This is a genomic window from Pseudomonas amygdali, from assembly GCF_002699855.1.
Lineage (GTDB): Bacteria > Pseudomonadota > Gammaproteobacteria > Pseudomonadales > Pseudomonadaceae > Aquipseudomonas > Aquipseudomonas amygdali.
This window is the reverse complement of the sequence record NZ_LKBW01000291.1, coordinates 19,123-31,094: the sequence shown is the minus strand read 5'-3', so window position 1 is coordinate 31,094 and position 11,972 is coordinate 19,123. Positions and strand designations below refer to the sequence as shown.

Here is an 11,972-nt window from a genome sequence, read left to right as displayed (position 1 = left end):
TTTGGTCGGCATACATGCACCTCTAGCTACATGTTATGCCCGAACACAAAATTTCTGACAGTCTCGGGGTTGCAGATAGAACCGTGCTTTAAAAAGCCTGCGCAGGATACCCCACTGAAAATGACAATCAGGATATTTTTTTATCCTCATTGGCCCGTCAGCGAAACAAAATCGCATTTTCACTGTCCGGGCCCATGCGTTGCGAGTCGCTGCACGCTTTGGTTTTACTGCGTTATGACTGCATCAGGGCGCAATAGCCCTTATGGACTTTCTCGCCAAAATTATTTGCGGCCTTCGGCGCCACTGGCCACTCCATCGGTGCGTGCGGCCATGATGAAGTCGTTGCGGTGCAGGCCTTTGATCGAGTGGCTCCACCAGGTCACCGTCACTTTGCCCCATTCGGTCAGCAGGCCTGGATGGTGGCCTTCAGCCTCGGCAATCTCGCCGACCGCGTTAGTGAACGCCAAAGCGAATTTGAAGTTCCTGAACAGGAATACTTTTTCCAGCTGCATGACGCCGTCGCGCACTTCAATGTTCCAGTCGGGGATCTGTTTGAGCAGTTCCGGCAGCTCGGCTTCGCTGACTTGTGGGGCGTCTGCTCGGCAGGCTTCGCAATGGGCTTGATTCAAGGTACTCATAAACAGGGTTTCCTTTTCAGATACCTGGCCGCGTTTCAGGCCGCGTGGCTTTTGGTTTTAGGTGGGAATTTCGGGGCGTGCAAGCCCAACTGCATGCCCTGTTCTACCAGCGCCATGATGTCTTCCTGCGCCAGGTCGAACAGGCGCTTGAGGCTTGGCAGAACAAAATACAGCGGTTGCAGAATGTCGATGCGGTACGGCGTGCGCATCGCTTCAAGCGGGTCGAATAGCTGGTGTTCGGGAGCCGGCGACAGGCTGTACACCGCTTCCTTGGGCGAAGAAAGAATACCGCCGCCGTAGATTTTGCGCCCCTGTGGTGTATCGACCAGACCAAATTCGATGGTCATCCAGTACAGCCGGGCCAGGTACACGCGTTGTTCCTTGCTCGCGCTCAGGCCGAGTTTGCCGTAGGTATGGGTAAATTCGGCAAACCACGGATTGGTCAGCAGTGGGCAGTGACCAAAGATTTCATGAAAGATATCCGGCTCCTGAAGATAATCCAGTTCTTCCTCGGTGCGAATAAAGGTCGCCACCGGGAAGCGCTTGCTGGCCAGCAGTTCAAAGAACGTCTGGAACGGGATCAGCGCTGGCACTCGCTCAACCTGCCAGCCGGTGGTTGCACCCAGCACCTTATTGATTTCACCCAGCTGCGGAATGCGCTCATGGGGCAGGCCCAGTTGCTCGATACCGTCCAGATACTCCTGGCAGGCCCGACCTTGAATGATCGTCATCTGCCGGGTAATCAGAGTGTTCCATACCGAATGTTCGGCTGCTGTGTAATCAATGAAGCCCGAAGCGTCCGGCTCGCGTGCCACGTAAAGCGTCTGGGCCATGCTGATGTCCTCGAAAGGCTGCTCTTGTAAACGTATTTTTGTAAAAGCCTGCCTGCAGGAATAACCCGCTTTCGACGATGGGTCTGCCTGCGAAAGCCGTCGCGCTCCCATCTTGTCGCCCAAATTCGTAACGAAAACTTTACGTATGGTTCCCGTGGACCATGAATTCAGCAGATTTCTCTCTCGCGAAGCGTGCCTCTGTAACGTATTGTTGACGGAAAACTTTGCCACTCTCTAAAAACCCACGTTCACAGGGGCGACCGAATCATGCGCATCAAGGTGCATTGCCAGAACCGGATCGGCATTCTTCGCGACATTCTCGATCTGTTGGTGGCCTACGGCGTCAACGTGGCGCGTGGTGAAGTGGGGGGGCGAGCATGGCGACGCTATCTATCTGCATTGCCCGAACCTGATCAATCTGCAGTTTCAGGCCCTGCGCCCGAAGTTTGAGGCGATCACCGGTGTATTCGGCGTCAAGCGCGTTGGGCTGATGCCCAGCGAGCGTCGGCACATGGAGCTTAACGCCTTGCTCGGCGCGCTGGAGTTCCCTGTGCTGTCCATCGACATGGCCGGTGCAATCGTCGCAGCCAATCGTGCAGCCGCGCAGTTGTTGGGCGTGCGGGTCGATGAAGTGCCGGGGATGCCGTTGTCGCGCTATGCCGAGGATTTCGACCTGCCTGAGCTGGTGCGGGCCAGCCAGTCGCAGATCAATGGTCTGCGGGTCAAGGTGCGCGGCGATGTGTTTCTCGCCGACATCGCCCCGTTGCAATCGGAGCACGATGACAGCGAAGCCATGGCCGGGGCTGTATTGACCCTGCACCGCGCTGATCGGGTTGGTGAGCGCATCTACCATGTGCGCAAACAGGAGTTACGCGGCTTTGACAGCATCTTTCAGAGTTCGAAGGTCATGGCTGCGGTGGTCCGCGAGGCGCGGCGCATGGCACCACTCGATGCGCCGCTGCTGATCGAGGGCGAAACCGGCACCGGCAAGGAATTGCTGGCCCGTGCCTGCCACCTTGCCAGCCCGCGTGGCCAGTCACCGCTGATGGCGCTCAACTGTGCCGGGCTGTCGGAGTCCATGGCCGAGATTGAGCTGTTCGGCTACGACCCCGGTGCGTTCGAGGGCGCGCGAGCGGAAGGCCGGCTCGGGTTGCTGGAGCTGACAGCAGGCGGCACGCTGTTCCTTGATGGTGTGGGTGAGCTGAGTGCGCGAATGCAGGCCAAGCTGCTGCGTTTCATTCAGGACGGCAGCTTTCGCCGGGTCGGCAGCGACGAGGACATGTTTCTCGATGTGCGTGTGATGTGTTCGACCCAGGTCGACCTGTCGGAGCTATGCGCCCAAGGGGTCTTCAGGCAGGACCTTTATCATCGCCTCAATGTGCTGTCGCTGCACATACCGCCGTTGCGCGATTGTCTGGACGGTCTTGAGCCGCTGGTGGAGCACTTTCTGGATCACGCCAGCCGCCAGATCGGCTGCCCGTTACCAGGCATTGCGCCGGCTGCCATCAAGCGCCTGAGTCAGTACCACTGGCCCGGAAATGTAAGGCAATTGGAAAATGTATTGTTTCAGGCTGTATCGCTGTGTGACGGCAGCAAGGTGCAGGCCGAGCATATTCGTTTGCCGGATTACGGTGTGCGGCCAGGGCTGAGCGACGTGTCTCTGGAAGGGGGGCTGGACGCTATTATCGGGCGTTTCGAAAAATCGGTGCTGGAACATTTATATGCGCAATATCCCAGCAGTCGCCAATTGGGCAAACGCCTGGGGGTGTCACATACAACCATTGCCAACAAGTTGCGTGGCTATGAGTTGGGGCGTGAGTCAGGCCGGCACGCAGCCGATCAACAATCCGCTGATTGACCACCCGGCAATCAACGCTCGTGTATACGCCCCGCAATCAATATCTGCGAGGCGTCGAGCACGGGTCGCAACAGCGAAAAGCATCAACCGTTACTGCAGCCGTTGCCCATCACCTGGTAGCTCATGGTGTGCCTTGCGCCTTGCGAGTCTTCATAGACCATGCGCGCCGGGACCACTTCGCAGACATTGGGGATCTGGCTGATGGAAATAACCCGGGCGATATCCAGATGAGTGCCATACGTGTATTGCTCGACACGGGCTTGCTGGGCAGCAACTTTGGTCTGCGATTCTTCGGCCATGGCGAAGCTGCTGACACCGCACAGTGCCAATGTCACTAATAAAGCTTTCATTGTGTTTTACCTTTTTGAAAGTGAGCGCGTCCGCATCACGTTTTTAGCGTCATGTACGAACTCTGTTTGATATCAAGAAGCGGGCTGCGTGGGGGCAGCTGATAGTTGCCGTATTGGCGAGATGAATTCTAGGCCTGTTGCATGGCGACATATATAAAGACTTTGGATAAGCGCTTTCATCAAAACGGTAATAATCCGGGGGGCGCTTGACGCTCCGGTCCCGCCGGTAATACCAACGTCGAATGGCCCCACCGGGTGGGGCGGGATACAACGGGTGCATAAAACAACAACTATCCACCGAGGTAACCAAGATGAGTGCAGCTTCCCTGTACCCCGTCCGCCCAGAAGTCGCAGCGACTACGCTGACGGATGAAGCGACCTACAAGGCCATGTACCAGCAGTCGGTGGTCAACCCTGATGGTTTCTGGCGTGAACAGGCTCAGCGCCTCGACTGGATCAAACCTTTCAGTGTGGTCAAGCAAACCTCGTTCGACGACCATCGGGTCGATATCAAATGGTTCGCCAACGGTACGCTGAACGTTGCCTATAACTGCCTGGATCGCCATCTGGCAGAGCGCGGCGACACGATTGCGATCATCTGGGAAGGCGATGACCCTTCCGAGCACCGTGAAATCACCTACCGCGAGCTACACGCCGAAGTCTGCAAGTTTGCCAACGCACTGCGCGGTCAGGACGTGCACCGTGGTGACGTCGTCACTATTTACATGCCGATGATCCCCGAGGCGGTGGTCGCCATGCTGGCGTGCGCCCGGATCGGTGCGATTCACTCGGTGGTATTCGGCGGTTTCTCGCCGGAAGCACTGGCTGGCCGGATCATCGATTGCAGTTCCAAGGTGGTCATTACTGCGGATGAAGGCCTGCGCGGTGGCAAGAAGACTGCGCTCAAGGCGAATGTCGACCGTGCACTGACCAATCCGGAAACCAGCAGCGTGCAGAAGGTCATCGTCTGCAAACGCACCGGTGGCGAAATCGAGTGGAACCGTCATCGTGACATCTGGTACCACTCGCTTCTGGAAGTGGCCTCCAGCACCTGCGCGCCAAAAGAGATGGGGGCCGAAGAGTCGCTGTTCATCCTCTACACTTCGGGCTCGACCGGCAAACCCAAGGGTGTGTTGCACACCACCGCAGGTTATCTGCTTTATGCGGCGCTGACCCACGAGCGTGTGTTTGACTACAAGCCGGGCGAAATCTACTGGTGCACCGCCGACGTCGGCTGGGTCACCGGGCACAGCTACATTGTCTATGGCCCCTTGGCCAATGGTGCAACCACGCTGCTGTTTGAAGGTGTGCCGAACTACCCGGACATCACGCGTGTGTCGAAAATCATCGACAAGCATAAGGTCAATATCCTCTACACCGCGCCGACCGCGATCCGCGCCATGATGGCCGAGGGCACCAAGTCCGTTGAAGGTGCCGACGGGTCCAGTCTGCGTCTGTTGGGTTCGGTGGGCGAGCCGATCAACCCTGAGGCCTGGGGCTGGTACTACAACACCGTTGGCAAACAGAACTGCCCGATTGTCGATACCTGGTGGCAGACCGAAACCGGTGGCATTCTGATCAGCCCGCTGCCAGGCGCAACGGCGCTGAAACCGGGCTCGGCAACACGTCCGTTCTTCGGCGTGATTCCGGCGCTGGTGGACAACCTGGGCAACCTCATCGAGGGCGCGGCCGAAGGCAATCTGGTGATTCTCGATTCCTGGCCGGGTCAGTCACGCTCGCTGTATGGCGACCACGACCGTTTCGTCGACACCTACTTCAAGACCTTCCGTGGCATGTACTTCACCGGTGACGGTGCCCGTCGCGATGAGGACGGCTACTACTGGATCACCGGGCGCGTAGATGATGTGCTTAACGTTTCCGGCCATCGCATGGGCACCGCAGAGATTGAAAGCGCGATGGTTGCGCACCCGAAAGTCGCCGAAGCCGCAGTGGTCGGTGTGCCACATGACTTGAAAGGGCAGGGCATCTACGTCTACGTCACCCTCAACGGTGGCGAAGAACCGAGCGACGCGCTGCGCACTGAGTTGCGCAACTGGGTGCGCAAGGAGATCGGCCCGATTGCTTCGCCTGATTTCATCCAGTGGGCACCTGGATTGCCGAAGACCCGTTCGGGGAAGATCATGCGCCGTATCCTGCGCAAGATCGCCACCGCTGAGTACGATGCGCTGGGTGACATCTCGACGCTGGCCGATCCGGGTGTGGTGCAGCACCTGATTGACACGCACAAGACCATGAACGCTGCCTGACCGCTCATTGACTGAGCGCGCCTCGTCCGGTTAATGGCGGGCGGGGCGCTTTTGTTTGTGCGGCCCGGTATCGGAAACGAGATATATATCGGTTTGTTACGGGTTTACACGGCGTTGTCGGACGGTGCTTCATTGTGGGACGTTCTCTGGCTTTCTTGTAGGAAGCTGCGACGCATCAGGGCGTTTCATCCGCCATATGGAACGCTGGGCTTGCCGGATTAGAAGGGTTTGCCAATAATGGGCGCGCTTTTTGCTGTTATGACAGGTTTGGCTGGCTCTGCTGGATCAGCAGAAATATGCTTCGTCAATAGCTGGTAGTGGGTTTTTCGGTGCATCTGTAACTAGTTGTCGCATTGAAGAAATATCGACTTCGAGCCTGTCGTTAAAATGCCCGTCATTCGCCGAAGGTCCGTGAGCCACCAATGCGGTGTCACGCCCCCGGCGTCGCTCTCCCCCGAGATTGTCCTTTCGCACATTGGGCGCTTGCTCACTTTGCCACTTGTCGTGCTTTACCGATGGAGTCGTTGAAATGAAGAAGCTCATGCTTATTGGCGCGATGGCGTTGTCCGTGCTCGCCCAGCCGATCTTTGCTGATGAAAAACCGCTGAAAATCGGCATCGAAGCGGCTTACCCTCCGTTCGCGTCCAAGGCTCCGGATGGCAGCATCGTCGGTTTTGACTACGACATCGGCAATGCGCTGTGTGAAGAAATGAAGGTCAAGTGCACCTGGGTCGAGCAGGAATTCGACGGCCTTATCCCGGCGCTGAAAGTGCGCAAGATCGACGCGATCCTTTCGTCCATGTCGATCACCGACGACCGCAAGAAGTCTGTGGATTTCACCGGCAAGTACTACAATTCCCCGGCCCGTCTGGTCATGAAAGACGGCACCGTGATCAGCGATAGCCTGGCGGAACTCAAGGGCAAGAAAATCGGCGTGCAGCGCGGTTCGATCCATGAGCGTTTCGCCCGTGAAGTTCTTGCTCCCAAAGGTGTGGAAGTGACGCCGTACGGTTCGCAGAACGAAATCTACCTGGACATCGGTGCGGGTCGTCTGGATGGCACTATTGCCGACGCCACCCTGCTGCAGGACGGTTTCCTGAAGACCGACGCAGGCAAGGGTTACGCGTTCACAGGTCCATCGTTTACCGACCCGAAATACTTCGGTGACGGCATCGGCATCGCCGTGCGCAAGGGTGACAAGGCCAACCTTGAGCGTCTGAATGCCGCCATTGCAGCCATCCGTGCCAACGGCAAGTACAAGGCTATCCAGGACAAATATTTCGACTTCGATATCTACGGCAAGTAAGTCGTCATACCGATCCTGATCAATGGCGCAAACAGAATTGCCTGGCTTGCGCCATTTTTATTCCACGCTTGAGGACCGCACATCATGTTGAAAGGTTACGGAGCTGTCATCCTCGAAGGTGCCTGGCTGACGTTGCAGCTGGCCCTGTCGTCGATGGCTCTGGCGATCGTTCTCGGTCTGATCGGCGTGGCGCTTCGTCTGTCGCCGGTACGCTGGATTGCCTGGCTGGGCGATCTGTACAGCACGGTCATTCGCGGCATTCCCGATCTGGTCCTGATATTGCTGATTTTCTACGGCGGTCAGGACCTGCTTAACCGCGTTGCGCCGCTGCTGGGTTTTGATGACTACATCGATCTTGACCCCTTGCTGGTCGGGATCTGCACTCTGGGCTTCATTTTTGGTGCCTATCTCTCGGAAACCTTTCGCGGTGCGTTCATGGCCATCCCCAAGGGGCAGGCCGAAGCAGGCATGGCGTATGGCCTGAGCAGCGGCAAGGTGTTCTTCCGCATTCTGGTGCCGCAGATGATTCGTCTGGCGATCCCCGGTTTCACCAATAACTGGCTGGTCTTGACCAAGGCCACTGCACTGATTTCCGTGGTCGGCCTGCAGGACATGATGTTCAAGGCCAAGCAGGCGGCCGATGCCACCCGCGAGCCTTTCACCTTTTTTCTGGCGGTTGCAGCGATGTACCTGGTGATTACCAGTGTTTCGCTGCTCGCTCTGCGTTACCTCGAAAAACGCTACTCGGTAGGCGTCAGGGCGGCTGACCTATGATCTTTGACTACAACGTGATCTGGGACAGCCTGCCGCTGTACTTCGGCGGCTTGCTGACCACCCTGAAACTGCTGGCGATTTCGCTCGCATTCGGGTTGCTCGCGGCGTTGCCGCTGGGCCTGATGCGGGTCTCGAAAAACCCTTGGGTCAATATGCCGGCCTGGCTGTACACCTATGTGATCCGCGGCACGCCGATGCTGGTCCAGCTGTTCCTGATCTATTACGGGCTGGCCCAGTTCGACGCGGTGCGAGAAAGCTTTTTATGGCCTTGGCTGTCCAGTGCTACGTTCTGTGCCTGTCTGGCGTTCACTATCAATACCAGCGCCTATACGGCCGAGATCATTGCCGGCAGCCTCAAGGCCACGCCGGCCGGTGAAATCGAGGCTGCGCGGGCCATGGGCATGTCGAAGGCCAAAATGTATCGGCGCATTCTGCTGCCGTCGGCCTTGCGCCGGGCGCTGCCGCAGTACAGCAACGAGGTCATCATGATGCTGCAGACGACCAGTCTGGCCTCCATCGTGACCCTGATCGACATCACCGGCGCTGCCCGCACGGTCAACGCGCAGTTCTACCTGCCGTTCGAGGCTTACGTTACCGCAGGCGTTTTCTATCTGTGCCTGACATTCATTCTGGTGCGGCTGTTCAAAATTGCCGAACGCCGCTGGCTGGGCTATCTGGCCCCACGGAAGGTCTGAAATGCAAAGAATCGATCATGTATTGCCGTGGAGCACCCTCGGCACCGAACGCACGCTGAGTGTCTTTCGCTTCGGCACTGGCGAGCGAAAAGCCTACATTCAGGCCAGTCTGCACGCAGACGAACTGCCCGGCATGCGCACCGCCTGGGAGTTGAAGAAACGCCTGACCGAGCTGGAACAGCAAGGCGCGCTCAAGGGCGTCGTCGAGCTGGTGCCGGTGGCCAACCCGCTGGGGCTGGGGCAGTTGCTGCAAGGTGCGCATCAGGGGCGTTTCGAGTTCGGCAGCGGCAAGAATTTCAACCGTGACTTCACCGAGCTGAGCGAGCCGGTCGCCGAGTTGCTGGAAGGCCAGTTGGGCGATGACCCGCGCGCCAATACCCAATTGATTCGTCAGGCGATGATGACTGCACTTGAAGGCTTGCCTGCCGCGCAATCGGAGTTGCAAGGCATGCAGCGCATCCTGCTCAAGCATGCCTGCATCGCTGATGTGGTGCTGGATCTGCATTGCGATGCCGATGCCGCGCTGCACATGTATGCCTTGCCACAGCACTGGCCGCAATGGCGCTCGCTGTCGGCGCACCTGAATATTCAGGTGGCACTGCTGGCCGAGGATTCCGGTGGCAGTTCCTTCGATGAAGCCTGTTCGCTGCCGTGGTTGCGTCTGTCACGGACCTTCCCGCAGGCGCAGATCCCGCTGGCGTGTCTGGCGACCACCCTTGAGCTGGGTGGTCAGGCCGACACCGGCAAGCCTCAGGCGCAAGCGCACGCCGAAGGCATTCTGGCGTTTCTGGCCGAACAGGGTTTTATCAGCGGTGACTGGCCGCAGCCGGCACATCAAGCCTGCGAAGGTCTGCCATTCGAAGGTACCGAATTGCTCTATGCGCCGCATCCTGGCGTGGTGACATTCCTGCGTGCCGCAGGCGATAAAGTCGAAATCGGCGATGCGCTGTTCGAAGTCATCGACCCGCTGTCCGATCAGGTCAGTACCATTTGTGCGAATACTGCCGGGGTGCTGTTTGCCATCGAGCGGCTTCGTTACGCTCAACCAGGTTTCTGGCTGGCCAAAGTGGCGGGGCGCACCGCGCTGCGTCATGGACGTCTGCTCAGTGATTGACCGTTCTGTGGGAACCCAAAGCATGAACAAACTGGAAGTGCAGGACCTGCACAAGCGCTATGGCAGTCACGAAGTGATCAAGGGCGTGTCCCTGACCGCCAAAGCTGGCGATGTCATCAGCATCATCGGCTCCAGCGGCTCGGGCAAAAGCACCTTTCTGCGCTGCATCAACCTGCTCGAACAGCCCCATGCCGGCAAGATCCTGCTCAACAACGAAGAGTTGAAGCTGGTGCCGAACAAGGACGGCGGTCTGAAAGCTGCCGACGCCAGACAGTTGCAGCGCATGCGCTCACGTCTGTCGATGGTGTTCCAGCACTTCAACCTGTGGTCGCACATGACGGCGCTGCAGAACATCATCGAAGCGCCGGTTCATGTTCTGGGCGTGTCGAAAAAGGAAGCGCTGGAAAAAGCCGAGCACTACCTGGCCAAGGTCGGCGTGTCCCATCGTAAGGACGCTTATCCAGGACACATGTCCGGTGGCGAGCAGCAGCGTGTGGCCATTGCCCGCGCGCTGGCGATGGAACCTGAAGTGATGCTGTTCGACGAGCTTACCTCGGCGCTCGACCCTGAACTGGTTGGTGATGTGCTCAAGGTCATGCAGGGGCTGGCTCAGGAAGGCCGGACCATGGTGGTGGTGACTCACGAAATGGGCTTTGCCCGGGAAGTCTCCAACCAGCTGGTTTTCCTGCACCAGGGTGTGGTTCTGGAGCGTGGTGACCCGCGCGAGGTACTGGCCAACCCGCAGACCGAGCGTCTGCAGCAGTTCCTGTCCGGCAGCCTCAAGTGACGATCGGCATCGCATGGCGATGCCTTTTTACGGCAGAACAGGGCATGCTGCGCGACGCGCGACATGACCTGGATGTTCCAGATCGAGCCATCTTCTGAGGCTCGGCTTTTGCGGCAATACGTATCGGATGTCCCAATGACTGCCCATCGAATAGGTTTTCTCGTCTGGCCTGGCACCAAAGCCCTGACTCTGGCACTTGCCGAGGAAGCCTTGCGTGTCGCTCAGCGCGTTCATCCTGAAGTGGTCTACGAATTGTCGTTTCTACAGGCCGAGGCAGGGGCGCCGACAGCGGTTGCCGGAGCCTGGCAATTGCCGGGCGAGCCCTGGACCGGGCGACTGGACGGTTTTCAGAAGCTGTTTCTGCTCGCTGATGAGCCTCCGGCAGCCGTGGCTCCGGCGCTGGGCAGCGCGCTCAAGCAACTGGTGCGTGCCGGCTGTTCGATTGGCGGGCTGTCGGCGGGCGTTTACCCGCTCGCGCAACTGGGCCTGCTGGATGGCTATCGCGCTGCCGTGCACTGGCGCTGGCAGGACGACTTCGCCGAGCGCTTCCCCAAGGTCATCGCCACCAGCCATTTGTTCGACTGGGACCGGGATCGTCTGACCGCCTGCGGTGGCATGTCGGTGCTCGACCTGCTGCTCGCGGTGCTGTCTCGCGATCATGGCGCGGAACTGGCCGGGGCGGTTTCCGAAGAACTGGTTGTCGAACGCATTCGCGAAGGCGGCGAGCGTCAGCGCATTCCGTTGCAGAACCGTCTGGGCTCCAGCCATCCAAAGCTGACCCAGGCTGTACTGTTGATGGAAGCCAACATCGAAGAGCCGTTGACCACTGACGAAATCGCCCAGCACGTGTGTGTGTCGCGCCGTCAGCTGGAGCGAATCTTCAAGCAGTACCTCAACCGTGTACCCAGTCAGTATTACCTGGAGCTGCGCCTGAACAAGGCGCGTCAGATGTTGATGCAGACCAGCAAGTCGATCATTCAGATCGGTCTTTCGTGCGGTTTTTCCTCGGGGCCGCACTTCTCCAGCGCCTACCGCAACTTCTTCGGTGCCACGCCGCGTGAAGACCGCAACCAGCGACGCAGCAGCAGCCCGTTCGAACTTTCGCCGGTGCCTGCCGAACGCGGTTGATTGTCTTGTCACGATAGAAGTGCTGCCGCGACAGCTCTGGTCCAGACAGGCCGGCCTCAATCCGTTTAAACTGCGCCTTTGTGACGCAATATGTCGCATTGCCGAAAACCTTGAAAAAACCCGGTTTTGCGCTGTAACAAGTTGTCGCCTGGCGGCAAGGCCGAACACAATTCAGTCCTTACAATCTTCCCATCGCTCGCCAGTTTCAGGCAGGCGTTCCTC

The 11,972-nt window shown here is 58.5% G+C and carries 10 protein-coding genes and 1 pseudogene; 8 read left to right on the top strand and 3 right to left on the bottom strand.

Features of this window, described 5'->3' with window-relative positions:
• Positions 1-281 precede the first annotated feature (281 nt).
• Both AO277_RS22335 and phhA read right to left on the bottom strand, forming a co-directional pair.
• A complete protein-coding gene (locus AO277_RS22335) occupies positions 282-638 on the bottom strand; it encodes a 4a-hydroxytetrahydrobiopterin dehydratase (protein WP_010216012.1) in 357 nt (118 codons plus the stop codon).
• 35 nt (positions 639-673) lie between these two features.
• Complete coding sequence (gene phhA / locus AO277_RS22330) at positions 674-1,471, bottom strand: phenylalanine 4-monooxygenase (RefSeq protein ID WP_031595692.1); 798 nt, start codon at positions 1,469-1,471, stop codon at positions 674-676.
• A gap of 267 nt (positions 1,472-1,738) precedes the next feature.
• Here phhA and AO277_RS22325 point away from each other — a divergent pair.
• Positions 1,739-3,329, top strand: a pseudogene (locus AO277_RS22325) (sigma-54-dependent transcriptional regulator).
• Positions 3,330-3,412: 83 nt separating this feature from the next.
• On the opposite strand, the gene AO277_RS22320 reads toward AO277_RS22325, so the two are convergent.
• Positions 3,413-3,679 (bottom strand): DUF2790 domain-containing protein, encoded by a 267-nt coding sequence (locus tag AO277_RS22320; protein WP_002554445.1) that lies wholly within the window; start codon positions 3,677-3,679, stop codon positions 3,413-3,415.
• Between the two features lie 311 nt (positions 3,680-3,990).
• On the opposite strand from AO277_RS22320, the gene acs reads away from it, so the two are divergent.
• From acs to argR, 7 genes are all read left to right on the top strand, one after another.
• Positions 3,991-5,946: an acetate--CoA ligase gene (gene acs, locus AO277_RS22315; protein WP_044318808.1), complete on the top strand. Its 1,956-nt coding sequence runs from the start codon at positions 3,991-3,993 to the stop codon at positions 5,944-5,946.
• Between the two features lie 529 nt (positions 5,947-6,475).
• Positions 6,476-7,252: an L-arginine-binding protein AotJ gene (aotJ, locus tag AO277_RS22310; protein WP_002554443.1), complete on the top strand. Its 777-nt coding sequence runs from the start codon at positions 6,476-6,478 to the stop codon at positions 7,250-7,252.
• 84 nt (positions 7,253-7,336) lie between these two features.
• Positions 7,337-8,026, top strand: coding sequence for an ABC transporter permease (locus AO277_RS22305; protein ID WP_044318807.1), 690 nt, complete (start codon positions 7,337-7,339; stop codon positions 8,024-8,026).
• Positions 8,023-8,721 (top strand): ABC transporter permease, encoded by a 699-nt coding sequence (locus AO277_RS22300; RefSeq protein WP_002554441.1) that lies wholly within the window; start codon positions 8,023-8,025, stop codon positions 8,719-8,721. Before AO277_RS22305 ends, AO277_RS22300 begins: the two co-directional genes overlap by 4 nt.
• A 1-nt stretch (position 8,722) precedes the next feature.
• Entirely contained in the window at positions 8,723-9,835 is a 1,113-nt protein-coding gene (locus AO277_RS22295) for a succinylglutamate desuccinylase/aspartoacylase family protein (protein ID WP_005746292.1), read from the top strand.
• A gap of 22 nt (positions 9,836-9,857) precedes the next feature.
• Entirely contained in the window at positions 9,858-10,622 is a 765-nt protein-coding gene (locus AO277_RS22290; RefSeq protein WP_099259123.1) for an ABC transporter ATP-binding protein, read from the top strand.
• Positions 10,623-10,757: 135 nt separating this feature from the next.
• Positions 10,758-11,750, top strand: a complete 993-nt coding sequence (gene argR, locus AO277_RS22285; protein WP_044318805.1) for a transcriptional regulator ArgR — start codon at positions 10,758-10,760, stop codon at positions 11,748-11,750.
• Positions 11,751-11,972: the final 222 nt, after the last annotated feature.